General features: G+C 70.0%; 18 protein-coding genes and 3 pseudogenes. 11 read left to right on the top strand and 10 right to left on the bottom strand.

The window, feature by feature from the left end; translation table 11 throughout:
- The first annotated feature begins 6 nt into the window (after positions 1 to 6).
- On the top strand, positions 7 to 1,026 hold the full coding sequence (locus QMK30_RS14640; protein WP_283518255.1) for a TIGR03842 family LLM class F420-dependent oxidoreductase: 1,020 nt from the start codon (positions 7 to 9) through the stop codon (positions 1,024 to 1,026).
- A 96-nt stretch (positions 1,027 to 1,122) separates the two neighbouring features.
- Positions 1,123 to 1,521 (top strand): annotated as a pseudogene (locus QMK30_RS14635) (cytosine permease); the annotation flags it as partial.
- Positions 1,522 to 1,587: 66 nt separating this feature from the next.
- On the opposite strand, the gene lplAB reads toward QMK30_RS14635, so the two are convergent.
- The gene (gene lplAB / locus QMK30_RS14630; protein ID WP_283518253.1) at positions 1,588 to 2,643 is read right to left on the bottom strand and encodes a lipoate-protein ligase LplAB; all 1,056 of its coding nucleotides are present in this window, start codon (positions 2,641 to 2,643) and stop codon (positions 1,588 to 1,590) included.
- Between the two features lie 187 nt (positions 2,644 to 2,830).
- Here lplAB and QMK30_RS14625 point away from each other — a divergent pair, with 187 nt between their 5' ends.
- The 5 genes from QMK30_RS14625 (at position 2,831) to QMK30_RS14605 (ending at position 9,311) form a co-directional block, all read left to right on the top strand.
- Positions 2,831 to 4,600, top strand: a complete 1,770-nt coding sequence (locus tag QMK30_RS14625) for a gamma-glutamyltransferase family protein (protein ID WP_283518252.1) — start codon at positions 2,831 to 2,833, stop codon at positions 4,598 to 4,600.
- Positions 4,601 to 4,641: 41 nt separating this feature from the next.
- Complete coding sequence (locus tag QMK30_RS14620) at positions 4,642 to 5,454, top strand: inositol monophosphatase family protein (protein ID WP_283518250.1); 813 nt, start codon at positions 4,642 to 4,644, stop codon at positions 5,452 to 5,454.
- A 328-nt stretch (positions 5,455 to 5,782) separates the two neighbouring features.
- Entirely contained in the window at positions 5,783 to 7,201 is a 1,419-nt protein-coding gene (locus QMK30_RS14615) for a phytoene desaturase family protein (protein ID WP_283518248.1), read from the top strand.
- Between the two features lie 114 nt (positions 7,202 to 7,315).
- Positions 7,316 to 8,779, top strand: coding sequence for an AlkA N-terminal domain-containing protein (locus QMK30_RS14610; protein WP_283518292.1), 1,464 nt, complete (start codon positions 7,316 to 7,318; stop codon positions 8,777 to 8,779).
- Positions 8,780 to 8,804: 25 nt separating this feature from the next.
- A complete protein-coding gene (locus QMK30_RS14605) occupies positions 8,805 to 9,311 on the top strand; it encodes a methylated-DNA--[protein]-cysteine S-methyltransferase (protein WP_283518246.1) in 507 nt (168 codons plus the stop codon).
- 26 nt (positions 9,312 to 9,337) lie between these two features.
- On the opposite strand, the gene QMK30_RS14600 is transcribed toward QMK30_RS14605, so the two are convergent.
- Positions 9,338 to 10,519 (bottom strand): hypothetical protein, encoded by a 1,182-nt coding sequence (locus QMK30_RS14600; RefSeq protein WP_283518244.1) that lies wholly within the window; start codon positions 10,517 to 10,519, stop codon positions 9,338 to 9,340.
- Between the two features lie 827 nt (positions 10,520 to 11,346).
- Here QMK30_RS14600 and QMK30_RS14595 point away from each other — a divergent pair.
- Complete coding sequence (locus QMK30_RS14595) at positions 11,347 to 12,501, top strand: glycerate kinase (protein WP_283518242.1); 1,155 nt, start codon at positions 11,347 to 11,349, stop codon at positions 12,499 to 12,501.
- Positions 12,502 to 12,742: 241 nt separating this feature from the next.
- Positions 12,743 to 14,050 (top strand): MFS transporter, encoded by a 1,308-nt coding sequence (locus tag QMK30_RS14590; protein ID WP_283518241.1) that lies wholly within the window; start codon positions 12,743 to 12,745, stop codon positions 14,048 to 14,050.
- On the opposite strand, the gene QMK30_RS14585 is transcribed toward QMK30_RS14590, so the two are convergent.
- Positions 13,950 to 15,143, bottom strand: a complete 1,194-nt coding sequence (locus QMK30_RS14585; protein ID WP_283518240.1) for a PucR family transcriptional regulator — start codon at positions 15,141 to 15,143, stop codon at positions 13,950 to 13,952. The two genes, QMK30_RS14590 and QMK30_RS14585, sit on opposite strands and share 101 nt — an antisense overlap.
- A 184-nt stretch (positions 15,144 to 15,327) precedes the next feature.
- On the opposite strand from QMK30_RS14585, the pseudogene QMK30_RS14580 reads away from it, so the two are divergent.
- Both QMK30_RS14580 and QMK30_RS38790 read left to right on the top strand, forming a co-directional pair.
- Positions 15,328 to 15,881, top strand: a pseudogene (locus QMK30_RS14580) (ABC transporter ATP-binding protein); the annotation flags it as partial.
- A 316-nt stretch (positions 15,882 to 16,197) separates the two neighbouring features.
- Positions 16,198 to 16,658 (top strand): annotated as a pseudogene (locus tag QMK30_RS38790) (ABC transporter substrate-binding protein); the annotation flags it as partial.
- A gap of 85 nt (positions 16,659 to 16,743) precedes the next feature.
- Here QMK30_RS38790 and pssA read toward each other — a convergent pair.
- From pssA to ccrA, 7 genes are all read right to left on the bottom strand, one after another.
- The gene (gene pssA, locus QMK30_RS14570; protein WP_283518238.1) at positions 16,744 to 17,598 is read right to left on the bottom strand and encodes a CDP-diacylglycerol--serine O-phosphatidyltransferase; all 855 of its coding nucleotides are present in this window, start codon (positions 17,596 to 17,598) and stop codon (positions 16,744 to 16,746) included.
- Positions 17,585 to 18,241 (bottom strand): phosphatidylserine decarboxylase, encoded by a 657-nt coding sequence (locus QMK30_RS14565; RefSeq protein WP_283518237.1) that lies wholly within the window; start codon positions 18,239 to 18,241, stop codon positions 17,585 to 17,587. The genes pssA and QMK30_RS14565 overlap by 14 nt, the downstream gene beginning before the upstream one ends.
- Positions 18,242 to 18,410: 169 nt before the next feature.
- A complete protein-coding gene (locus QMK30_RS14560) occupies positions 18,411 to 19,616 on the bottom strand; it encodes an acyl-CoA dehydrogenase family protein (protein WP_283518236.1) in 1,206 nt (401 codons plus the stop codon).
- Entirely contained in the window at positions 19,613 to 20,131 is a 519-nt protein-coding gene (locus QMK30_RS14555) for a MaoC family dehydratase (RefSeq protein WP_283518235.1), read from the bottom strand. The genes QMK30_RS14560 and QMK30_RS14555 overlap by 4 nt, the downstream gene beginning before the upstream one ends.
- A 2-nt stretch (positions 20,132 to 20,133) precedes the next feature.
- On the bottom strand, positions 20,134 to 21,105 hold the full coding sequence (locus tag QMK30_RS14550; RefSeq protein ID WP_283518233.1) for an HpcH/HpaI aldolase/citrate lyase family protein: 972 nt from the start codon (positions 21,103 to 21,105) through the stop codon (positions 20,134 to 20,136).
- Positions 21,102 to 23,114 carry an ethylmalonyl-CoA mutase gene (locus tag QMK30_RS14545; protein ID WP_283518231.1) on the bottom strand — a complete coding sequence of 671 codons (2,013 nt, stop codon included), beginning with the start codon at positions 23,112 to 23,114 and terminating at the stop codon, positions 21,102 to 21,104. Before QMK30_RS14545 ends, QMK30_RS14550 begins: the two co-directional genes overlap by 4 nt.
- Positions 23,114 to 24,451: a crotonyl-CoA carboxylase/reductase gene (gene ccrA / locus QMK30_RS14540; RefSeq protein ID WP_283518229.1), complete on the bottom strand. Its 1,338-nt coding sequence runs from the start codon at positions 24,449 to 24,451 to the stop codon at positions 23,114 to 23,116. Before ccrA ends, QMK30_RS14545 begins: the two co-directional genes overlap by 1 nt.
- Between the last annotated feature and the right edge of the window lie 222 nt (positions 24,452 to 24,673).

Below are 24,673 nucleotides of genomic sequence, written 5' to 3'. Positions count from 1 at the left end.
GTCGAAATGGACTTCGGACTCGTCCTGCAGGCCGACCCGCCGGCCTCCGCGGTCGTCGGCCTGATGCGCCGGGCGGAACGCAACGGCTTCCGCTACGGCTGGACCTTCGACTCCGCCGTGCTGTGGCAGGAGCCGTTCGTCATCTACAGCCGCATCCTGGAGCACACGGAGCGGCTGATCGTCGGGCCGATGGTCACCAACCCGGGCACCCGCACCTGGGAGGTCACCGCGTCGACCTTCGCCACCCTCAACGAGATGTACGGCAACCGCACGGTGTGCGGCATCGGGCGCGGCGACTCCGCGATGCGCGTCGCGGGCCGCAAGCCCAACACCCTCGCCCGCCTCGGCGACGCGATCGGCGTCATCCGCGACCTGGCCGAGGGCAGGGAGGCCGAGGTCGACGGGCAGTCGCTGCGGCTGCCCTGGGTGAAGGACGGCAGCCTGCCGGTGTGGATGGCGGCGTACGGGCCCAAAGCGCTCGCCATGGCCGGGGAGAAGGCCGACGGCTTCATCCTGCAGCTCGCCGACCCGTTCCTGACGGAGTGGATGGTCAAGGCGGTACGGACCGCCGCGTCGGACGCGGGGCGCGACCCGGCATCCGTCACCATCTGCGTCGCCGCGCCCGCGTACATCGGCGACGACCTGGACCACGCGCGCGAACAGTGCCGGTGGTTCGGCGGTATGGTCGGCAATCACGTCGCCGACCTGGTCGCCAAGTACGGCGAGCACTCCGGTCTCGTGCCGGAGGCGCTCACCGCGTACATCAAGCAGCGCGAAGGGTACGACTACAGCCACCACGGGCGGACCGGGAACCCGGACACGGCGTTCGTGCCCGACGACATCGTGGACCGATTCTGTCTGCTGGGGCCTGCCGAGGCGCACATCGAGAAGCTCAAGGCACTGCGGGCGCTGGGCGTCGACCAGTTCGCGGTGTACGACATGCACGATGCCAAGGAGACGACGATCGACGCGTACGGCGCCACGGTCATCCCGGCGCTCAACTCCTCGGAGAGGTCCGCGCTATGACCGCAACCGTGCCCGGCGACGCGATAGCCGACCCGGGCGGCCGCGTATAACTCCCGTCGGGCGCGATCCCGCCCGACGGCCGCTTCGTCAACGACGTCCACGCTGAGCTTGAACATCCCCGACTTGACCCGCTTCGCGGCCGGTCAGCGCGCCCAGGTCTGGGGACAGGCGCTCGGCCTGCCCACCACGATGACGCTGTTCGCGCTGCTTTCGGTGTTCGTGACGTCGGGCTCGCAGGCGGTGCACGGGGTGGCTGTCTGGGACCCGGTCGCGCCGGCCGCGAAGACGGACAGCGTGTTCGGGCTGCTGTTCGCGCTGGTGACCGTGCTCATCGCGACGATCTCGGTGAACCTGGCGGCCGATGTCGTCTCACCGGCGTACGACCTGGCGAATCTGGCGCCGAAGTTCCTCAACTTCCGCAAGGGCGCGCTCATCACCGGCGTCGTGGGCGTTCTCTACACCCTGCTGAGCATGAAATCCCGCGACGAGGCCTGAGGGAGGCCGCGGCGCGGGAGCCTCGCATTGACGCGGGTGCCTTGCATTGAGTGGACGGTTGCGCGGTCACGGCACGCGTGCCGTCCACTCCTGCGTGTTGAACTTCGCTTCGGCGAGTTCCTGTGCGCGTGCCATCTCGTCGTCCGTCACTTTGCCCGCCGCCAGCCCGTACCGGCTGCGGAACGAGTCGATCATCCGGTCGATGACTGCCTCGCGGGCCAGGCCCGTCTGGCGGCGCAGGGGGTCGACCCGCTTCTTCGCGCTCTTCGTGCCCTTGTCGGAGAGCTTCTCCTTGCCGATGCGCAGCACTTCCATCATCTTGTCCGCGTCGATGTCGTACGCCATGGTCACGTGGTGCAGCACGGCCCCGCCGTCGCTCGCCACCCGCTTCTGCGCGGCGCCCGCGATCTTGCCGGCCTCGGTGGCGATGTCGTTGAGCGGCTGGTACCAGGCCTTGATGCCCATGTCACCGAGCGCGCCGAGCACCCAGTCGTCGAGATAGGCGTAGCTGTCCGCGAAGGACAGGCCCTGGACCAGGGCCTTCGGCACGGAGAGCGAGTACGTGATGGTGTTGCCCGGCTCCATGAACATCGCCCCGCCGCCGCTGATCCGGCGCACGACCGTGATGTCGTGGCGCTCCGCGCCCTGCGGGTCCACCTCGTTGCGCAGCGACTGAAAGCTGCCGATGACCACCGCCGGCACGTCCCACTCCCACACCCGCAGCGTCGGTGGGCGGCGACCGGCCGCCACCTCGGCGGTGATGACCTCGTCGAGCGCCATGTGCAGGGCCGGGGTCTGCGCGCCCTCGTGGATCAGCTGCCAGTCGTAGTCGGTCCAGTCCGTGGCATGGGCGAGCGCCCGGCGCACGGCGACCGCGACGCCCTCCGCCGTCAGGCCGAACATCACGGCGCCCTCGGGGAGCGCCGCTTCGATACGGGTCGCGAGGCCCGCCGCGTCGGTGTCCTCCGGGGCGCCCTCCAGCGCGGCGTTGATCGTCAGGATCGCTTCGTCGGGCTCCAGGAAGAAGTCGCCCGCCACCTGGACGTCCCGCAGGACGCCACCTCGCGTGTCGAGGTCGACCACGACGAGCTTGCCGCCCGGGACCTTGTACTCACCGTGCACTGTTCTGCCTCCTGAGGTTCCGACCAGGCACAACGCTATCTCCGGGGCGGTCCATTCCGGGGCCGCGACGGTGCCGCTAGCCTGCGGGGACGGCTGATCGAACACAGGAGCGGCGGGCGTGGCCCGGTCCTCCTGTGCGACCCGGCCGTTCCGGCGACCCCGCTCACCGCTGACCCAGGAGCCCCTCGTGTTCACGACCCGGCCCACCCTCCAGGGCACCTTCGGCATGGTGTCCTCCACCCACTGGCTCGCCTCGCAGTCCGCGATGGCCGTCCTGGAGGACGGCGGCAACGCCTTCGACGCCGCCGTCGTCGCCGGTTTCGTACTGCATGTCGTCGAGCCGCACCTCAACGGTCCCGCCGGGGAGGTGCCGATCATTCTCGCGCCGGCCGGCGCAGACGTCCGGGTGCTCTGCGGGCAGGGGCCCGCGCCCGCCGGGGCGGGCATCGCGCACTACCGCGGCCTCGGCCTCGACCTGGTGCCCGGCACCGGGCCGCTCGCCGCCGCCGTGCCGGGCGCGTTCGACGCGTGGATGGTGCTGCTGCGCGACCATGGCACCAAGTCCCTGGCCGAGGTGCTGAAGTACGCCATCGGGTATGCCGAGGACGGGCATCCGCCGGTCGCGCGGGTGGGGGAGACCGTCGCGACCGTACGGGCCCTCTTCGAGGCCGAGTGGCCTTCTTCGGCCGAGATCTACCTTCCGGGTGGCGAACTCCCGCAGCCAGGGCGGCTGTTCCGTAATCCCGCCCTCGCCGCGACCTGGCGGCGCCTGCTGGCCGAGGCGTCCGGAGTCGACCGGGAGGCCGAGATCGAGGCGGCGCGGAAGGTGTGGCGCGAGGGGTTCGTCGCCGCGGCGCTCGTCGCGCAGGCGGGCCGCCCCACGCTGGACACCAGCGGTCGGCGGCACGTCGGGACGCTGTCGGCCGGCGATCTCGCGGGGTGGTCCGCGACGTATGAGGATCCGGCTACGTACGACTGGAACGGGTGGACGGTGTGCAAGGTGGGTGGTTGGAGTCAGGGGCCCGTCTTTTTGCAGCAACTTGCCCTGTTGCCAGATAAGTTGCCTGTTTATGGGTCGGCTGAATACGTCCACCTTCTTGTTGAGGGCTGCAAGTTGGCGATGGCCGATCGGGAGGCCTGGTACGGGGACACGGAGGAGGTGCCGGTGGGTGCGCTCCTGTCCGATGCGTACAACGCGCAGCGCCGGTCGCTCGTCGGCCCTCGGGCTTCGTACGAGCTGCGGCCGGGCAGTCCCGGTGGCCGGACCCCGGCGCTGAGCGCGCATGCCACCGCTGTGGCCCGTGGCGCCGGGCTTCCGGCGCCACGCGCGGCCGGCGCGGGGGAGCCGACCGTGGCCGAGGACGGTGCGACCCGGGGCGACACCTGCCACCTCGACATCGTCGACCGCTGGGGCAATATGGTCGCCGCTACCCCCAGCGGCGGCTGGCTCCAGTCGAACCCGGTCGTGCCCGAGCTGGGCTTCCCGCTCGGCACCCGGCTCCAGATGGCCTGGCTCGACGCCGGACTGCCCAACTCCCTTGCGCCCGGCCACCGTCCGCGTACCACCCTGACGCCTTCGCTGGCGCTGCGGGACGGGGTGCCGGTCATGGCCTTCGGGACGCCCGGGGGCGACCAGCAGGATCAGTGGCAGGTTCATTTCTTTCTCGCCGTCGCGAGTGGACTTGCCCTGCAGGCCGCCATTGACGCCCCGAACTGGCACAACGAGAGTTTTCCCGGGTCCTTCTATCCGCGCGGGATGCGGCCCGGGTCCGTCACTGTCGAGTCGCGCATGGACGAAGGGGTGGTGGCGGAGCTGCGCCGGCTCGGCCATGACGTGACGGTCGGGGGGCCCTGGTCGGAGGGCCGGCTGTGCGTCGTCGCGCGCGACCCGGCGACGGGCGTGCTGTCCGCCGCGGCAAACCCCAGGGGAATGCAGGGTTACGCGGTCGGGCGCTGACCGCCCCCCTGGCTGTCAGCGGTCCGTGCTTTGCTGGAGGCATGATCGATGACAAGTTGTCCGACGTCGAAGAGGCTGTCCGCAAGGCGGCGGCCGCCGAGATCATGCCGCGGCACCAGCAGCTGGCCGCGCACGAGATCATTGAAAAGTCTGGGCCGCACGATCTGGTGACGGTCGCCGACCGGCGGGCCGAGGAGCACCTCACGGCTTCGCTGACCCGGCTGCTGCCCGGCTCCGTCGTCGTCGGTGAGGAAGCGGTCCACGAGGACCCTTCGGTGTACGAGGCGCTGCGCGGCGACGCGCCGGTGTGGATCGTCGACCCGGTCGATGGGACCCGCCAGTTCGTCCGCGGCGAGGCGGGCTTCTGTACCCTGGTGGCCCTCGCGCACCGGGGCGAGGTGCTCGCCTCCTGGACGTACGCGCCGGTGCTCGACGAGATGGCCGTCGCGGTGCGGGGCGGCGGCGCCCGGCTCAACGGGGAGCCGCTGCGCGCGGGCTCGCCGGTGCCCGGCGCGGCGCTTCGGGTGGCCATGTCCCACCCGGACTACACGACGCCGGAGCAGAAGCGGGCCCTCCTCGGGCTGAACGTGGACGGCGTCGACGCCCGCCCGTGCGGCTCGGCGGGGCTGGAGTACCTCGACGTGGCCCGGGGGGACTTGGACGCGATCGCGTTCTCGTGGGAGCTGGCCTGGGACCATGCGGCGGGGCTGCTGCTGGTCGAGGAGGCGGGCGGGGCGCAGTCGACGCTCGCGGGGGAGCGGTTCCGGGTGGCGGGGGGCAACGCGTTGCCGTTCACCGCGGGGCGGGATGCGGGGACTGTGGCTCGGGTGATCGGGCTGCTGGGCGGGGAGTGATGTGGGGAGAGTGAGGTGCGGGTGTGGCTCGGGTGGGATGCGGTGCGTGTGCCTCGGGTGCGGGCTCGGTGCGGGTGCGGTGCCGGGGGTCGCGGCCTGCGGGAGCGGCGTGCGGGACTGCATGATTTAGGGGGTGTCCGAGATCGGCCGGACACCCCCTAAGGAGCACTGCGGGGTGCCGAAGGCCCTGACGGGGAGTAGGCCCACGCGTCACGCTTTACGTCCCGAACACCACTCCTTGCGCCCCCGCCCCCCTCCCGGCGTCCTATCGCTTCTGCCCGGGAATATCCTGGGGTTCTTGGCCACCGGCTGACAAAGGAGTCCGAAGGTGCCGTCGATGCTCGATGCCGTCGTCGTAGGGGCGGGGCCCAACGGACTGACCGCCGCTGTCGAACTTGCCCGCCGGGGCTTCTCGGTGGAGGTGTTCGAGGCGCGGGACACGATCGGTGGTGGCGCCAGGACGGAGGAGCTCACGCTGCCCGGGTTCCGGCACGACCCCTGTTCCGCCGTCCACCCGCTGGGCGCCGGCTCGCCGGCCTTCAACGCGATGCCGCTGGGCCGGTACGGGCTGGAGTGGCTGCATGCCGAGCTGCCGATGGCCCATCCGTGGGACGACGGCACGGCCGCGGTGCTGTCGCGCTCGGTCGCCGAGACCGCCGCGTCGTTCGGGTCGCGCGACGCGGGTACGTACCGGCGACTGGTCGCGCCTTACCTCGGGAAGTGGGACACCCTGGCGCGGGACTTCATGTCGCTGCCGCTGACCGCTTTGCCGCGCGATCCGCTCACCCTGGCCCGTTTCGGGATCGACGGGCTGCCGCCGTCGACCTGGTTGATGCGCCGCTTTCGTGACGAGAAGGCGCGTGCCCTGTTCGCCGGGCTTGTGGCTCATGTGATCGCGCCGCTCGGCGGGATCGCCACCGGTGCGGTCGGGCTGGTCTTCGCGCTGGCCGCGCATGCCGGGGGCTGGCCGATGGCTCGGGGCGGGTCGCAGTCCATCTCGGACGCGCTGGCCGCGTATCTGCGGGACCTGGGCGGCACGATCCATACCGGGTTCGAGGTGAAGCGGCTTGATGAACTGCCGCCCGCTCGTTCGTATGTGTTCGATACGTCGCCCACTGCCCTGGCCCGTATCGCGGGGCTGGGGAGGGCGTATGAGAACTATCGGTACGGCGCGAGTGTTTTTAAGATCGACTACGCGTTGGACGGGGCGGTTCCGTGGACGGCGGAGGAGGCCCGGCGGGCCGGCACCGTTCAGGTGGGCCCCAGTACGGGCGAGATCGACACCGCGCTTCGGCAGGCCTCGGGCGGTACGGCTCCCGAGACCCCGTTCCTGATCACCGCCCAGCCCAGTCTGGTGGACCCGTCGCGTGCGCCTGAGGGCAAGCAGGTCTTCTGGGCGTACGGCCATGTCCCGCAGGGTTGGGACGGCGACCTGACGGAGGCGATCGAGCGGCAGATCGAACGCTTCGCCCCCGGCTTCCGCGACCTGATTCTGGCCCGCGCCACGGCGGGCCCGCCGGAGCTCGCGGCGCGCAACGCGAACTATGTGGGGGGAGACATCGCCTGCGGCGCGGCCTCCGGGCTGCAATTGGTCCTGCGTCCCAAGCTGTCGCTTTTCCCGTACGCGACGAAGCACCCGGCGGTCTTCATCTGTTCGTCGGCGACTCCGCCCGGCCCCGGTGTGCACGGTATGTCGGGGCACAATGCGGCGAAGGCTGTCTGGCGGCACTTGCGAGTGGCGGGTTGATGACCATGGGGCCCGTGCGGTTCGAGCAGGCCCTGGTAGTCGCACCTTGATGTCGGATTCTCGCCAGCCCTGATGTGTGGGGTGGCCGATGCTTGAGTCATGCACATCGACGCCATGCACAACGACACGGAGCGCTGCGTCCGGGCTGTTCAGTCGAAGGATCAGCGTTTCGACGGATGGTTCTTCACGGCGGTCCTGACCACCCGGATCTACTGCCGCCCCAGCTGCCCCGTCGTGCCGCCCAAGGTCGAGAACATGAGTTTCCTGCCGAGCGCCGCCGCCTGCCAGCAGGCCGGCTTCCGGGCCTGTAAGCGCTGCCGCCCCGACACCAGTCCCGGCTCCCCGCAGTGGAACGCGCGCGCCGATGTCGTCGCCCGGGCCATGCGGCTGATCAGCGACGGCATCGTCGACCGCGAAGGGGTGCCGGGGCTCGCCGGGCGCCTCGGGTACAGCACCCGGCAGGTCGAGCGCCAGCTCCTCGCCGAGCTGGGCGCCGGTCCGCTCGCCCTGGCCCGCGCCCAGCGCGCCCAGACCGCGCGCCTCCTCATCGAGACGACCCCGCTGCCCATGGCCGACGTCGCCTTCGCCGCCGGGTTCTCCTCGGTCCGTACGTTCAACGACACGGTCCGCGAGGTCTTCGCGCTCTCCCCGTCGGAGTTGCGCGTCCGCGGCGCCAAGCAGCCGCAGACCCCCGGGGTGATTTCCCTGCGGCTGCCGTTCCGGGTCCCGCTCAACCCCGCCAACCTCTTCGGCCACCTCGCCGCCACCGCGGTCCCCGGCGTCGAGGAGTGGCGCGACGGCGCGTACCGGCGCACGCTCGATCTGCCGTACGGGCACGGCATCGCGAGCCTCACCCCGCGCCCCGACCACATCGCCTGCCTGCTCTCACTGACCGACCTGCGCGATCTGACCATCGCCATCAGCCGCTGTCGCTGGCTGCTCGACCTCGACGCCGACCCGGTCGCCGTCGACGGCCAGCTGCGCACCGATCCGATGCTTGCCCCGCTCGTCGACAAGGCCCCGGGCCGCCGGGTGCCGCGCACCACCGATGCGGCGGAGTTCGCGGTACGGGCCGTGCTCGGTCAGCAGGTCTCCACGGCCGCCGCCCGCACCCACGCGGCCCGCCTCGTCGCCGCGCACGGAGTGCCCGTCGACGACCCGGCCGGTGGCCTCACCCATCTCTTCCCGACCTCCGGTGCGCTCGCCGGGCTGGACCCCGAGGCGCTGGCGCTGCCGCGCAGCCGCAGGGCCACGCTTACTTCGCTGGTCTCGTCGCTGGACGACGGAACGCTCCGGCTCGGCATCGACAGTGACTGGGAACAGGCTCGCGCCCAGCTCATGGCGATGCCCGGATTCGGCCCCTGGACGGTCGAGGCGATCGCGATGCGCGCGCTCGGCGACCCCGACGCGTTCCTGCCGACGGACCTCGGAATCAGGCGCGCCGCACAGGAGTTGGGGCTCCCGGCGACTCCCGCCGCGTTCACGGCGAGGGCGTCGGCCTGGCGGCCGTGGCGAGCGTACGCCGTCCAGTACCTGTGGGCCACCGAGGACCACGCCATCAACCATCTCCCCGCGTAGGAACACGGCAGAAGGCCAGGACGACATGACGTACAAGCAGCACTTTGTTACGGACAGCCCCTACGGGCCGCTGACGCTCATCGCGACCGAGGGCACGCTCTCGGCCGTCTACATGACCGACCAGCGTCACCGGCCTGCCGAGGAGACCTTCGGTGACCGTGACCCGGGCCCCTTCGGTGAGACCGTCCGCCAGCTCGACGCGTACTTCGCGGGCGAGCTGACGGAGTTCGACCTGCCGCTGCGCCTGGCGGGCACCCCGTTCCAGCAGCGCGTCTGGGAGCAGCTCCAGCAGATCCCGTACGGCGAGACCTGGTCGTACGGCGAACTGGCCGAGCGCATCGGCAACCCGGCCGCCTCCCGTGCCGTGGGCCTGGCCAACGGCAAGAACCCGGTCAGCATCATCGTTCCCTGCCACCGTGTCATCGGCGTCGCGGGCAGCCTCACCGGCTACGGCGGCGGTCTCGACCGCAAGCAGCGGCTGCTGGCCTTCGAGAGCGGAGTGGCGGCCGACGAGCAGGCGCCGCTGTTCTGACGGACCCGCTAGTGCCTCGCGCGGCACTAGCCCCCGATCCTCTTGAACGGGGTCGGGGTCCGGCCCGTCCAGCGGTGCAGCAGGGAGACGGCCGTCTGCTTGGTGACACCGTCCTCCAGGACCGTGCCGGCCTCGGTGAGGTAGTAGCGGCTGCCGCCGAGCGCGACCAGCCCGTACTGACCGCCGGACTCCCAGCCGTAGGTGTTCGACGCCGCGTGGTGCAGGCCCTTGGGGAGCAGGGACAGCAGCTTGCCGCGTTCCGGCTCGGGCTGGCCGGTGATGGGGCCGTTGACCGCGCGCTTGGAGCCGTCCGCGATGAACAGCGAGTAGTTGGGGAACTGCGGCTTGGCGCCCTTGTAGACGGCCATCAGCCAGTTGCCCTTGGTGGCGTCGTACTCCAGGTTCTGCACGCCGTAGCGGGTGTTGCCGGTGAAGACGAAGAACTTGCCGCCGACACGCCCGGGGCCGCTGGTGTGCGAGGCGCTCTCCGGCAGCGGACGCTCGTACTCGCGCCAGCCGCCTACGTCGTACTGGAGCAGGACCTGGTGGTCGTTGTCCTTGCGGGTGGTGTTCGAGTAGACGCCGTAGGCGACGGTCAGCTGCTGCCTGCCATACCGCCCGACGCGCCCGTTGTCGAGGTCGGGGCCGAACGACACACCGTCGATGCCGCTGCACCCGTACCGGTGGTCGGGAGTCTTCGCGGTGTCCCCGTCGAACTTCCCGTCGCCGTTCATGTCGGCCGTGTAGTCCTCCACGACCTCCTTGAGGTAGACCGTGGACACCACGTCGGTGGATTTGGCGTCCATGCCCGTTCGGGTGACGCGGTCCACGTCGATGATCGCGATGTAGAAGGCCTTCGCGGACTTGTACTCCAGCGAGCCGTAGACCCGGCCGTCCTCCTCGTTGAAGTCCAGGTCCCCGAGGTGCCCGGTGAAGCCGGACACGGATCCCACCGGTTCGCCGCTCAGATCGGTCTTGACGAGGAGGTTCGTGAAGGAGAAATACATGAACCCCTTGCGCCGGTCGATGGCCACGCCCTGAACGTGCCCGGACTTCCAGGCGCCTCCGCCGATCTCGGTGGGGAGATGCCTCGCCTTGCCCGCCGCGGCCGGTACGGAAGGTTCCGCCGCGCCGGCCGACAGGGTGCCCTGGGCCACCAGGGCGCCGGCGGCGAGGGCGGTCAGGACTCCACCGATGAGTGTGCGCATGGGCTCTCCAGGTTCGTAGCGGAACGGAAGAACGTATGACGCCGGGGACGTTAGGCCGTGCTGCCGACCAGTTGGTGCACATCGGTACAACACAGAGTGAAGGCACCGGGTCAACAGACCGTAGAGCGCCTGGCAGTTGGCGGACAGTCCTGATTCGGCCGAGCAGCTTCCGGGCAGTGGTCGACGTGCTCGGGGTGGCCCGTGACCGGTATGGCCACGCCGATTGTGCCGCAGCGGGCCATGGCGCGCCCGGCGAGCTTCGTGGCGTTCGGGCGGGCGTGCCGCGACACCTCGGGCGCTGATCGCCCCGACAGTGTCGACCGTCGTCGCCGCTCGTGAATCGCCGACTTCCGGGGCGACGCGTCAGGGCTCCCCCCTTCTGCGCACCGGGCATGGGAGATTTGTACCGTTTCGGTGATGCCTGAGTCGTTCGAAAGAGAGGTGGATGCCGGATGAAGCGATGTGTGCACGTGCTGGCGGCCGTGGCGGCCGTGGCGGCCGTGGTGACGGGCGCCGGGCCCGCGTCGGCGGCCGACGGCCGACGGGCCGGGGCCGCTGGTGCGGACCGGGGACATCGACCTGCTGGAGGACGTCTTCGAGCACATCAGCGTGCCGATCGGCGAGGGCGGTAGGGCGGTGCGTCGGATGTGCGACTCCCGCGCGACCGCCGCCGGCTGACCAGGGCGCGCAGGGGTAACGAAGTGGTACGAAATGGTTGCTGACCGGTCGAAGTGGCCTGGTCGTGATGGACCCCCATGGGCAGGTGCTCCCTCCTCGGATATGGTCGGGGCGGCGCGACTGCCTGTTCGAAAGCAAGGGATGACAAGGTGACGGACGGAGCAGTAACTGAGACCGCGTGCGTGCTCGTCGCAGCGGACAAGTTCAAGGGTTCGCTCACGGCCGTGCAGGTCGCGGAGCGGGTGACGGCCGGGCTCAGGCGGGTCGTCCCCGACGTACACGTCGAGGCTTTGCCTGTCGCGGACGGTGGCGACGGCACAGTGGCGGCGGCTGTCGCCGCCGGGTTCGAGCGCCGGGAGGTACGGGTCACCGGACCGCTCGGTGAGCAGCGCACCGCGGCCTTCGCCCTGCGCGACGGCACAGCGGTCGTCGAAATGGCGGAGGCCTCGGGCCTCCAGCACCTCCCCGAGGGCGTGTTCGCACCCCTCACCTCCACGACGTACGGCTCCGGCGAGCTGCTGCGCGCGGCGCTCGACGCGGGCGCCCGCACGATCGTCTTCGGCGTCGGCGGCAGTGCCACGACCGACGGCGGCGCGGGCATGCTGGCCGCGCTCGGCGCGCGTTTCCTGGACAAGGCGGGCGAGCCCGTCGGCCCCGGCGGCGGCGGGCTGCGCGACCTGGTGACCGCGGACCTCGCGGGCATCGACGCCCGCTTCGCCGACGTGGACCTCGTCCTCGCCAGCGACGTCGACAACCCGCTGACCGGGCCCAAGGGCGCGCCCGCGGTGTACGGACCCCAGAAGGGCGCCACCGAGGAGGACGTCGCCACGCTCGACGCCGCCCTCGGGCACTACGCGTCGGTGCTGGAGAAGGCCGTCGGCCCGCAGGCCGCCAGGTACGCCCTTTCCCCGGGCGCGGGCGCGGCGGGCGGCATCGGCTACGGGGCGCTCGTCGGCCTCGGCGCGAGTTTCCGCCCCGGTATCGAGGTCATGCTCGACGTCCTGGGCTTCGCGGCCGCCCTGGAGCGGGCCACGCTGGTCATCACCGGCGAGGGCTCCCTCGACGAGCAGACCCTGCACGGCAAGGCCCCCGCAGGCGTCGCGGCGGCGGCCCGTGCGAAGAACATCGAGGTCATCGCGGTCTGCGGCCGCCTTGCCCTCCTCCCGGAGGCGCTGGGGAAGGCCGGCATACGCCGTGCCTACTCGCTGGCCGAACTGGAGCCGGACCAGGCCCGGTCCATGGCCGAGGCGGGGCCGCTCCTGGAGCGCGCCGCCGAGGCCATCGCGCGGGACTTCCTGCTCTGACCGGAGCGCCCTCCCGGGGCGTACGGCTCTTTACTCCACACATGCCGATAGGGGCTCGTGCCCCGCCCCTATCGGCACGCGTGGAGTACCTGTTAGCGTGTCGCGCGTGATCTTCCCTCGCGGCGTATAGGACTCGCTCCGCCGACCGCACCCGCCCTCGTCGGCCGGTGCGGTGCTCAGGAGTCCCCGTACGCCCGCAGCGCCCCTTGACGCGCGCTGCCCACCGAGGGAATCACCCATCATGTCTGTGCCCCCGTCGGCGCCTTCGCGCGCCGTCACCTACCGCGCTGTCCTGCGCACCCCGCACTCCCGCCGTCCCTTCGCCGCCGCGCTGCTCGGGCGGCTGTCCTACGGCGTGGTGCCACTCGCTCTCATCCTCGCTGTCCAGGAAGCCACCGGCTCGTACGCGTCGGCCGGTACCGCCATGGCCCTCTTCGGGCTGGCCAGTGTCCTGCTGTCGCCCGCCAGAGCGGCCCTCATCGACCGGTACGGGGCGCGTCGCGCGCTGCCACCAATGATCCTCGCCTACGCCGCGCTGCTCGTCGCCCTGGCCGCCGTCACCCGGTGGCCGGACGCGCCCGCCGCGCTGCTGGTGGGTGCGGCGGCCGTGACCGGCGCCTGTACGCCCCCGCTCGGGCCCGTCGTACGGGCCGTCTGGAGCCGGCTGCTGCCCGACCGGCAACTGCTTCAGCGTGCCTACAGTCTCGACGGCGTCGCGGAGGAACTGCTCTATGTGTCGGGGCCGTTGCTGGCCGGGCTGCTGGCCACGCTGCTGCGGCCCGCCGCCGGTCTGGTGGTCGGCGCCGCACTCGTCCTGGCCGGCGGCCTCGGCCTCGCGACCTCCCCGGCTGTCCGCATGGCGGAGAGCTCTTCCGGCGCCACCGCCGACGCCGTACGCGACGAGGGCGCGCCTGCCGGGCGCAGGCCCGTCGCGCGTGCGCTGCGCGCGCCGATCGCCGCCGCGGCGGGGCTCGGGCTGTGCGTCGGCGCCGTGGAGCTGCTGGTCGTCGCCTTCGCCGACCAGCAGCAGCGACCCGCCGCCGTCTCCTGGGTGCTGGCGGCCCTGTCCGCGGGCAGCGCCGTCGGGGGCCTCACGTACGGGGCCGTCAACTGGCGTATGCCGGACCGGGTACGTCTGCCGCTCCTGGTCGCGGGGCTCGGCCTCGTGCTGGCCCCCGCCGGACTCTCGCCGCATCTGTATGTGCTCATCGGCGCGGCCGGGCTCGCCGGGATCTTCGTCGCCCCGGCGCTGACCACCGCCTACCTGATCGCCGACGCGTCCGTACCCGCGGGCGACCGCACCCGCGCCGGCGCCTGGGTCAACACCGCCTTCAACGCGGGGGCTTCGGCCGGTGCGGCGCTCTTCGGGCTGCTGGTGGGCCGCGTCCCGCTCGCCGTCTGCTTCGCCCTCGCAGCGGCCCCGGTACTGCTGGCCGCCGCCGCGAGCATCACGCGCCCGACAGCCGGAAAGCGTCCAGGGCCAGCGTCATCTCGATCAGGTCCCGCGGCCGGGACAGCGAGCGAGCCGTCAACTGCTCAAGTCTCCTGAGGCGGTTGAACACCGTATTGCGGTGGCAGTACAGCCGCGTCGCCGCCCGGCCCGCCGAACCCTCGGACTTCAGCCACGCGTCCAGCGTCTCCAGGAGCACCGCACGGTCGCCGGGGTCCAGATCGAGCAGCGGGCCGAACACATCGGCGACCAGTCGCGCGGCCAGATCCGGCTGACTCACCACCAGGGCCGTCGGCAGCCGCTGATCCAGCCGTACGATGCCCGCCTCCGCGCCGCAGGTGCGCAGCGCCGTCTCGGCCAGCCGGCGGGCCGGGCCGAGGTCGGCCAGGCCCGCCACCACCGGGCTGATGCCGCCGGTGCCCGCGCACCGGCGGCCCAGCTCGTCGGCGAGTTCCGAGAGGCCGGCGTCGTCGCCGAGCGCGACGACGCCGACCTCGTGGTCCGTACGCATCCGCCAGAAGAAGCGCATACCGGCGGCGGCGACCCGGTGGAACGGCTCCCGGTTCTCCCGTCGTTCCACCCGCAGCACCACCACCGCGTACCGCCCGTACTCCGGCAGATCGAGGCCCGCCGCCGCGCGCGCGGCGAGCCCGGGGGCCGACTGGCCGTCCAACAGGGCGTCGAGCAGGGCCTGCACGCGTTCGTCGGTGCGCAGCTGCATCTCCTGCTCGGTGCTGCGGTAGGCGTCCGCGACCGTAGCGGCCTGCCGGTCCACGGCCGCCCACATCTGCGCAACGGTGTGCACCAGCACGGGCAGCGCGTCGGGCTCCTTCTCGCTCACGACCCGCAGGAGCTCGTCCCAGACGAGGTACCCGGCGTGCCGGTACGCGTAGAGGAGTAGATCCAACGGGAGCCCCTGCTCGGCGCGGCGCCGACCGAGACGCTCCGCGTACTCCAGGTCCTTGCGCGGCGCCGAACGCGGCGCGGTGATGGCCTCGATGCCGTACCGCAGTGCCTCGTTGATCTGCTTCCAGTGCTCGTCGCCCGGCACCGCGAGATCGAACTGGCTTGAATGTGAACGCAGTTGACCCATCAGTAGGTCGGTGAGGTGCGGAACGCGCTCCAGGAGCATGTCGGAGACGCCTGTCAGGACCGACCATTCACGATCAGTGCGTGCTCTGCGGCCGCTCATGGCTGGTGAGGATGCCACCGAAAGCGCGCCGGGCGACAGGCCCTTGTGCGCGTGCACAATCCGGATCTGCCGCCGCTGGTCATGCGCAGCGATTCGACCCCGCGCCGTGGACGGTGCGGCCCACCGGTGTTGACCTGTGTCCCTGTACAGGTCGGCAGGGCGAATTGGTGGAAGGGGGACGGTTGTGGCCTCGCTGGAAGGCAGTGGGCTGTCCGTGGGATACGGCCCGGTGCGCGCGCTGTGCGACGTCTCGCTCCAGGTGCCGCCCGGCGCGGTCGTCGCCGTCCTCGGGGGGAACGGGGCGGGCAAGTCGACGCTGCTGCGGGCCATTTCACGCACCTTGCCCTTCCACCGTGGCGCCGTGACCGCGGGCACCGCGACCTTCGACGGGCGCGCCCTGGACCGGATGAACGCGGCCCAGGTCGTCGCGGCCGGAGTGGTCCAAGTCCCCGAAGGCCGCCAGGTGTTCGCCCGAATGACGGTGGGCGACAAGCTGCGGGCCGGTGCGCTCGGCGCGCGCGGCGGACGCAAGGAGAACGCCGCCGCGCTCGCCCGCGTCCACGAACTCTTCCCGGTCCTGGCCGAACGCGTTCATCAGCGGGCCGGTCTCCTCTCCGGCGGGGAGCAGCAAATACTCGCACTGGGAAGGGCGTTGATGGCCGGCCCCGACTGCTCCTGCTCGACGAGCCGTCGCTGGGCCTCGCTCCGCTGATGGCCGCCCGGATCGCCCAAACCGTCCCGGCCTTCGTCTCACTGCTGCCCCGTCTGCTCGACCGCTACAGCGACGCACTCCCGCTGATTTCGGCCCCCGGCACGGGCGGCGTCTCGCCGGGCGAGGCATCCCGCTATCTGTACGGCGCCGCGGTGGTCGCGGTGGTGCTGCGGCGGCCTCACGCGTCTCATCACTCCAGGGGAGAAGAAATGAAGGCACGAAGGTACGCGGCGGTGCTCGCCGTACTGACCCTCACCGTCGCCGGGTGCAGCGAGAAGGCCGGCAAGAGCGACGACGGGAAACAGGACGCGGAGGGCGTCAGGACCGGCGACGGCGTCACCGCCAAGACCATCCCGCAACTCGGCGTTCGCCCCACAGCTGCTCGGCACCCAGGCCGGGCCGGCCCTGACCCAGGACTACTACGTCGTCGCATCGACCCTGCCCATCGGCTCCCAGGAGGCCGCTCCGGCCAACTCGCCAAGGAGTACGAGGCCGCGTACCCCAAGGACGGTCTCGACAACGGAGTCGTCGCGGGCTGCACCGGGGCCAAGGTCTACGGGGAAGTGCTGAAGACGGCCTGCGCCGACAAGAACCTCCCCCGCGAGGGCATCGACAAGGCGCTGCTCACCCTCAATGCCTTCGACAGCGGCTTCGGGCTCACCCACGACTTCTCGGACCCGGCCGCGCCGTCCACCCGCGAAAGCCTGATCATGAAGCCGGACAAGGCGGTGCCCGGCGGTCTGAAGGCCGTACGCGAGGCGCAGATGGCGAAGGCCGCCGAGTCCTTCACGGTCGGCGGCTGACCGCGTACGACGACGCCTACGACGACAGGAGGGGCCCCGGACCGTCACGGTCCGGGGCCCCTCTCGCAGCGCCTTCAGGCCGCCGCTACGGCAGCTGGGCCGCCCGCGCCTCGCGGCGGTTGTAGCGGAAGGTGTTCACGCGCCGCGCTGTGGCGAAGAGCGGAATCACCGCGCCCAGGACCACCTGCAGCGCGCAGCCGGTCTGCAGGAGCAGCTGCCCGCCCGGGGCGTCGAACGCCCAGGCAGCGAGCAGCCCCATCGCGGCCACGATCCAGCCGAGCATCGCCACCGCGAGGACACCCCGCGGCTTCGGGTACTCGACCCGGCTCACCATCAGCCACGCCACACCGATGATCGCGAGCAGCGTCGGCACGAAGGGCAGCTCAAGCAGCACGATCGAGACGACCGTCAGCGCACCGAAGGGGCTCGGCATGCCCTGGAACATGCCGTCCTTCAGCGTCACGCAGGAGAATCTGGCAAGCCGCAGGACCACCGCCAGCAGCACCACGATCGCCGCCAGCGCGGAGACCCGCTGGTGGGCGTCGTCCGCGACCATTCCGTACACGAGTACGAAGTAGGCCGGGGCGAGCCCGAAGCTGATCAGGTCGGAGAGGTTGTCCAGCTCCGCACCCATCGGCGAGCTGCGCAGCTTGCGTGCCACGAGCCCGTCGCAGAGGTCGAAGATCGCCGCGAGCAGCATCAGGATGACGGCGGTAGCGGCGCTGTGACGCGCCATGCCGCTCTCGTCACTGCCCGTGAGGTGCGGAATGAGGATCCCGGTGGTGGTGAAGTACACCGCCATGAATCCGCACGTCGCGTTGCCGAGTGTGAGGGTGTCCGCTATCGACAGCCTCATCGACAGCGGCATGTCCTCCGCGTCGTCCTCGTCGTCTGCTTCCGGCACCCAGCCGGCCTGTGTCTCGGGATCAATCACGGTCAATGCGAGTCACCCCCGCGGTAGTGGTCTGGCCGACCTCGACCGCTACGTCGATACCTTCCGGAAGGTAGATGTCGACACGTGAGCCGAAGCGGATCAGGCCGATGCGCTCGCCCTGTTCCAGCTTCGTGCCCTGAGGTACGTACGGCACGATGCGCCGCGCGACGGCGCCGGCGATCTGCACCATCTCGATGTCACCGAGCTCGGTGTCGAAGTGCCAGACAACGCGCTCGTTGTTCTCGCTCTCCTTGTTGAACGCCGGAACGAATCCACCGGGGATGTGTTCGACGGACGTCACCGTGCCCGCGAGGGGCGCGCGGTTGACGTGGACGTTCAGCGGGCTCATGAAGATCGCGACGCGGGTCCGCCCGTCCTTCCACGGCATGACGCTCTGCACCACTCCGTCGGCCGGGGAGATGACCCGGCCCTGAGTGATCTCGCGCTCGGGGTCGCGGAAGAACCACAGCATGCCCGCCGCGAGCGCGGTGGTGGGCACGGCTACAGCGGCCCAGCGGCCGGACTTGCGAGCCCGGGCAAGGCTGAACGCCGCAGTGGCGACAGTCGGCAGAAGCCACGGCGATGCTCCGCGAGCAAGGCGTCCGTTGAGGAGACCGTCGCGTGGTGCAGAGGTTTGGCTGTGGGGCATGGATGACCTTCGTAGCGGATGATGCCGCGCTGGTAACGGGGGACGGCGGCTTTCCGGCGATGGTAGCGGTTACGAGCCACAACTGGGCAAGCCAGAAGCCGAGTCGGCGGCCTGAAGCCGATGACAGAGTGTGATCCATTTCGCGGCGATTTCGCCACTAAAAGGACAATTAACCCTGGAATCGATACTCTTCGAGGAGGCGGCGACCGATGATCATTTTCTGGATCTCAGCGGTACCTTCACCGATCAGCAGCATCGGCGCCTCCCTGTAGAGGCGCTCGATCTCATACTCCTTCGAGAACCCGTAACCACCATGGATACGGAAGGCGTCCTCGACGACCTCCTTGCAGTATTCGGAGGCGAGGTACTTCGCCATCCCTGCCTCAAGGTCGTTTCGTTCTCCGGAGTCCTTTTTGCGAGCTGCGTTTACCATCATCGCATGCGCGGCCTCAACCTTGGTAGCCATCTCGGCGAGCTTGAACTGAATCGCCTGATGCTGGGCGATCTGCTTGCCGAAAGTGTGGCGTTGCTGGGCATATGAGACGCCCAACTCGAACGCACGGTGTGCGACTCCACAACCACGCGCCGCCACATTGACTCGTCCGACTTCTACCCCGTCCATCATTTGGTAAAACCCTCGGCCGGTGGTCCCGCCGAGTACCCGATTGGCCGGAATGCGCAGTCCGTCCATGATCAACTCGGTGGTGTCGACCCCCTTGTAACCCATCTTGTCGATCTTGCCGGGGATGGTCAGGCCCGGCCGGACCTCACCGAAGCCCGGCTCCTTCTCCACCAGGAAGGTCGTCATCGACTTGTGCGGGGCGGTGCCCTCGGGGTGTCCTTCGTCACTCCGGCACAGAACGGCCACCAGATTCGACGTTCCGCCGTTGGTCAGCCACATCTTCTGGCCGTTCAGGACGTACTCGTCGCCGTCCCGCACGCCCTTCGACGTGATGGCCGCCACGTCCGAGCCGAGCGCCGGCTCGGACATCGAGAACGCGCCGCGCACCTCGCCCAGCGCCATCCGCGGCAGGAAGGTGTCCTTCTGCTCCTGGGTGCCGTGCTGTTTGAGCATGTACGCCACGATGAAGTGGGTGTTGATGATGCCGGAGACGCTCATCCAGCCGCGTGCGATCTCCTCGACGCAGAGCGCGTAGGTGAGAAGGGACTCGCCCAGGCCGCCGTACTCCTCGGGGATCATCAGCCCGAACAGGCCGAGCTCCTTGAGGCCTTCGACGATCTGCGCCGGGTACTCGTCCCGGTGCTCCAGCTCCGTCGCGACAGGGATGATCTCCTTGTCGACGAAGTTCCTTACGGTCGCCAGGATTTCCTGCTGGATGTCGGTCAGACCGTGGGTCTGGGCGAGACGGCTCATCGCTGCTTCTCCTGGCTCTTCGGCTCGGGGCGGCCGGGCTGCTCGCCGCCCCGCTCCTTGATGTACGTCTCGGTCGGCACCATCACCTTGCGCCGGAACACGCAGACGACGGTGCCGTCCTGCTTGTAGCCCTTGGTCTCGACGTAGACGATCCCGCGGTCGCTCTTGGACTTCGACGGCGTCTTGTCGAGGACGGTCGTCTCGCCGTAGAGCGTGTCGCCGTGAAAGGTCGGCGCGATGTGCTTGAGCGACTCGACCTCCAGGTTGGCGATGGCCTTGCCGGAGACATCGGGGACCGACATGCCGAGCAGCAGCGAGTAGATGTAGTTGCCGACTACGACGTTCTTGCCGAAGTCGGTCGTCTTCTCGGCGTAGTTGCTGTCCATGTGCAGCGGGTGGTGGTTCATGGTGAGCAGACAGAAGAGATGGTCGTCGTACTCCGTGACGGTCTTCCCGGGCCAGTGCTTGTAGACCGCGCCGACCTCGAACTCTTCGTACGTGCGTCCGAACCGCATGATCAGGCCTCCGGGATCTCGAACTTGGAGGTGCGCTGCATGCCGGCCGCGCGGCCCTTGCCCGAGACGACCAGCGCCATCTTGCGGCTGGCCTCGTCGATCATCTCGTCGCCGAGCATCGCGGAGCCCTTCTTGCCGCCCGCCTCGGAGGTGCAGTAGTCGTACGCGTCGAGAATGAGCTCGGCGTGGTCGTAGTCCTCCTGGGACGGCGAGAAGACCTCGTTGGCGGCGTCGACCTGGCCGGGGTGCAGCACCCACTTGCCGTCGAATCCCAGCGCCGCCGCACGGCCCGCGACCTCGCGGTACGCGTCCACGTCACGGATCTGCAGGAAGGGGCCGTCGATCGCCTGGAGGTCGTGCATACGGGCGGCCATCAGGATGCGCATCAGGATGTAGTGGTAGGCGTCGGCGCCGTAGCCGGGCGGCTGCATGCCGACGACCAGGGTCTTCATGTTGATCGACGCCATGAAGTCGGCCGGACCGAAGACGATGGTCTCCATCCGCGGCGAGGCGGCGGCGATCTCGTCGACATTCACCAGACCCTTGGCGTTCTCGATCTGCGCCTCGATGCCGATCTTGCCGACCTCGAAGCCCATCGTCTTCTCGATCTGGGTCAGCATCAGGTCGAGGGCGACGATCTGCTGGGCGTCCTGCACCTTCGGCAGCATGATGCAGTCGAGGTTCTGGCCCGCGCCCTCGACGACCGTGACGACATCGCGGTACGTCCAGTGGGTGGTCCAGTCGTTGACCCGCACGACCCGGGTCTTGCCCGTCCAGTCACCGTTGTTGAGCGCGTCGACGATGGTGTGCCGGGCGCCTTCCTTGGCGAGCGGTGCGCACGCGTCCTCCAGGTCGAGGAAGACCTGGTCGGCCGGCAGGCCCTGGGCCTTCTCCAGGAAGCGGGGGTTGGACCCCGGTACGGCGAGACAGGAGCGGCGCGGGCGCAGGCGGTTGACGGGCGTGGGCGTGGTCATGCGGGGACCTCCAGAGGGTCGAGCTTGTTCGCTTTCCGGATCTCGTCGACGATACGGCCGATGATCTCCGTGATACCGAAGTCCTTGGGCGTGAATACCGCGGCGACGCCCGCCTTTTTCAGGGTCTCGGCATCGGCGTTGGGGATGATGCCGCCGACGATGACGGGTACGTCCCAGGCGCCGGCGGCGCGCAGCCGCTCCAGCACGTCGGGCACCAGCTCGGTGTGCGAGCCGGACAGGATGGACAGTCCCACGCAGTGCACGTCCTCGTCGAGGGCGGCGGCCACGATCTCCTCGGGGGTGAGCCTGATGCCCTGGTAGACCACCTCGAAGCCCGCGTCGCGGGCCCGTACGGCGATCTGCTCGGCGCCGTTGGAGTGCCCGTCGAGGCCGGGCTTGCCGACCAGCAGGCGCAGCCGGCCCGAGCCCAGGTCGTCGGCGGTGCGGGTCACCTTCTCTCGTACGGCCGCCAGCGGCGTCCCGCGCTCGGCGGTGACCGCCACCGGTGCGCTGGACACCCCGGTGGGCGCCCGGAACTCGCCGAAGACATCGCGCAGCGCCCAGGACCACTCGCCGGTGGTGACGCCCGCGCGGGCGCACTCGACGGTGACGGCCATCAGGTTGCCGGTGCCGGCCGCCGCGGCTTTGAGGGCGGCCAGGGAGTCCTGCGCGCGGCCTTCATCGCGGTTGTCGCGCCACTCGTGGAGAGCCGCGACGACGCGGGCCTCGTTGGCGGGGTCGACCGTCATGATCGCGGTGTCGAGGTCCGCGGTCAGCGGGTTGGGCTCGGTGGACTCGTAGCAGTTGACGCCGACGATCTTCTCGTCGCCGCCCTCGATCCGGGCCCGCCGCTCGGCGTGCGAGGAGACGAGCTGCGACTTGAGGTAGCCCGACTCGACGGCCGCCATCGCGCCGCCCATCGCCTCGATGCGGTCGATCTCGGCGAAGGACTCCTCGACCAGGGACTGCACCTTGGCCTCGATGACGTGCGAGCCCTCGAAGATGTCCTCGTACTCGAGCAGGTCGCTCTCCAGGGCGAGTACCTGCTGGATGCGCAGCGACCACTGCTGGTCCCAGGGGCGGGGGAGCCCCAGGGCCTCGTTCCAGGCCGGCAGCTGCACGGCACGCGCGCGTGCGTTCTTGGAGAGGGTGACGGCCAGCATTTCGAGGACGATGCGCTGGACGTTGTTCTCCGGCTGGGCCTCCGTCAGGCCCAGCGAGTTGACCTGCACCCCGTAGCGGAAGCGCCGCTGCTTCTCGTTCTCGATGCCGTACCGCTCGCGCGTGATCCTGTCCCAGATGCGGCCGAAGGCCCGCATCTTGCACATCTCCTCGACGAAGCGGACCCCCGCGTTGACGAAGAAGGAGATCCGCGCGACGACATCGCCGAACTGCTCGGCCGGCACCTGCCCGCTGTCCCGTACGGCGTCGAGCACGGCGACGGCCGTGCTCATCGCGTACGCGACCTCCTGGACCGGCGTGGCTCCCGCCTCCTGGAGGTGGTAGCTGCAGATGTTGATCGGGTTCCACTTGGGGAGATTGGCCACCGTGTACGTGATCATGTCGGTGGTCAGGCGCAGGCTGGGCACCGGCGGGAAGACGTGCGTCCCGCGCGACAGGTACTCCTTGACGATGTCGTTCTGTGTCGTGCCCGACAGCTTGGTGATGTCGGCGCCCTGCTCCTCGGCGACCACCTGGTACATCGCGAGCAGCCACATGGCCGTCGCGTTGATGGTCATCGAGGTGTTCATCTGCTCCAGCGGGATGTCCTGGAACAGCCGTCGCATGTCGCCGAGATGGGACACGGGGACCCCGACCCGGCCCACTTCTCCGCGCGCGAGGATGTGGTCCGGGTCGTAGCCGGTCTGCGTCGGCAGGTCGAAGGCGACGGAGAGACCGGTCTGGCCCTTGGCGAGGTTGTTGCGGTACAGCTCGTTGGACGCCTCGGCGGTCGAGTGACCGGCGTACGTCCGCATCAGCCAGGGCCGGTCCTTCTTGCGTTCAGCCATTACACATTCCTGAAACGGTTGATCGCGTCGAGGTGCACGGCACGCTTCTCCTCGTCGCGCACACCCATCCCCTCGCGGGGCGCCAGCGCCAGGACGCCGACTTTGCCCTGGTGAAGGTTGCGGTGGACGTCGTAGGCGGCCTGGCCGGTGTCCTCCAGGGAGTACACCTTCGACAAGGTGGGGTGGATCTTGCCTTTGCCGACGAGGCGGTTGGCTTCCCAGGCCTCGCGGTAGTTGGCGAAGTGCGAGCCGACGATCTTCTTCAGCGACATCCACAGGTAGCGGTTGTCGTACTCGTGGTTGTACCCGGAGGTCGACGCGCAGGTGACGATGGTGCCGCCCTTGCGGGTCACGTACACGCTGGCGCCGAAGGTCTCGCGGCCCGGGTGTTCGAAGACGATGTCGACGTCCTCGCCGCCGGTGAGTTCACGGATGCGCTTGCCGAAGCGCTTCCATTCGCGCGGGTCCTGGTGGTGCTCGTCCTTCCAGAACTTGTAGTCCTCCGCGTTGCGGTCGATGATCGCCTCGGCGCCCATCCGGCGGCAGATGTCCGCCTTCTGGTCGCTGGAGACGACACAGATGGGGTTGGCGCCGCCGGCCAGCGCGAACTGGGTGGCGTACGAGCCGAGACCGCCGCTGGCGCCCCAGATCAGGACGTTGTCGCCCTGCTTCATGCCGGCGCCGTTGCGCGACACCAGCTGGCGGTACGCCGTCGAGTTGACCAGGCCGGGAGCGGCTGCCTCTTCCCAGCTCAGGTGCGCAGCCTTGGGCATCAGCTGGTTGGATTTCACCAGCGCGACCTCCGCCAGGCCGCCGAAGTTGGTCTCGAAGCCCCAGATGCGCTGCTCGGGGTCGAGCATCGTGTCGTTGTGGCCGTCGGAGCTTTCCAGCTCGACGGACAGACAGTGCGCGACGACCTCGTCGCCCGGGTTCCAGGCGTTGACCCCGGGGCCGGTGCGCAGCACGACGCCGGCCAGGTCGGAGCCGATGACGTGGTACGGGAGGTCGTGGCGCTTGCTGAGATCGCTGAGCCTGCCGTACCGCTCCAGGAAGCTGAAGGTCGACACCGGCTCGAAGATCGAGGTCCAGACGGAGTTGTAGTTGACCGAACTGGCCATGACGGCCACCAGGGCCTCACCAGGACCGAGTTCGGGCACCGGCACGTCCTCCACATGGAGGGACTTGCGCGGGTCCTTGTCGCGGCTTTCGACGCCGGCGAACATGTCCGCCTCGTCCTTGTGCACGGTCACCGCGCGGTACGACTCGGGGATGGTCAGCGCTGCGAAGTCTGCGGCAGTGCTGTCCGACGCCACAATGGCGTCCAGGATTTCCTTCACGGTGTTGCCTCCGGCGAAGCGCGTTGAGGGAACGCTCTTGAGGGGATACGTCGGGGTGCTGTGGAGGTGTGCCGTCGGTTCGGCGGTCGTGCGGTTTCGGCGGCGCGGGTAGCGCGGGACGTTGCCTGTGACGCAGGCGTCCGGGCACACAAACACGTGGCTTGCGGGGACAGCCGGCGTACGGAAGGTCGCTGTACGCCGGTCGCCCGGACAACATCAACG

This window comes from Streptomyces sp. H27-C3 (assembly GCF_030063415.1).
GTDB lineage: Bacteria > Actinomycetota > Actinomycetes > Streptomycetales > Streptomycetaceae > Streptomyces.
Note: the sequence above shows the minus strand (reverse complement) of the source record. Positions and strands in the feature narration are given on the sequence as shown.